The organism is Pseudomonas sp. Z18(2022), assembly GCF_036346535.1.
GTDB lineage: Bacteria > Pseudomonadota > Gammaproteobacteria > Pseudomonadales > Pseudomonadaceae > Aquipseudomonas > Aquipseudomonas yamanorum_A.
Map to the genome: position 1 here is coordinate 1 of NZ_JAOTOA010000073.1, position 387 is coordinate 387.

Sequence of the window (387 nt, forward strand, 5' to 3'; positions counted from 1 at the left end):
CGCCTGGGTGCGCAGGTGCTGGGCAAGGTCAAGTCCGAGCGGGCACGGGAGTGGCTGGAGCAGATGGCCACGCTGGGCGGCACGGCCCGGATGGATGGGCATGCCGAAGTGCTTAAGCCGGTGGTGCTTCAGAGTCATGCGGTGCCAGTGAAGGCAGCGGCGGTGCCGTTGAAGGTGGGTCCAGATCAGGTTTCGAATCCGGCGGCTCTGGTGCGGGAGCCGAAGACGGCGCGCACGGCGCTGGTGAAGCAGGAGCTTGTGGATGATGTGCCCGCCTCTGCCAAGAACCCTGGAGGAGATGCGGCCGCTCCCGCAGACAAGACCACAACCAATGGCTGCCCGGTGTCGATGGTTACCGGTGAGGAACTGCTGACCCTCACCGACGGA

The 387-nt window shown here is 65.9% G+C and carries 1 protein-coding gene; it reads left to right on the forward strand.

Annotated elements, in window-relative coordinates:
- A partial coding sequence (locus V3W39_RS33645) for a hypothetical protein (RefSeq protein WP_330214193.1) occupies positions 1 to 387 on the forward strand: 387 nt, incomplete at both ends.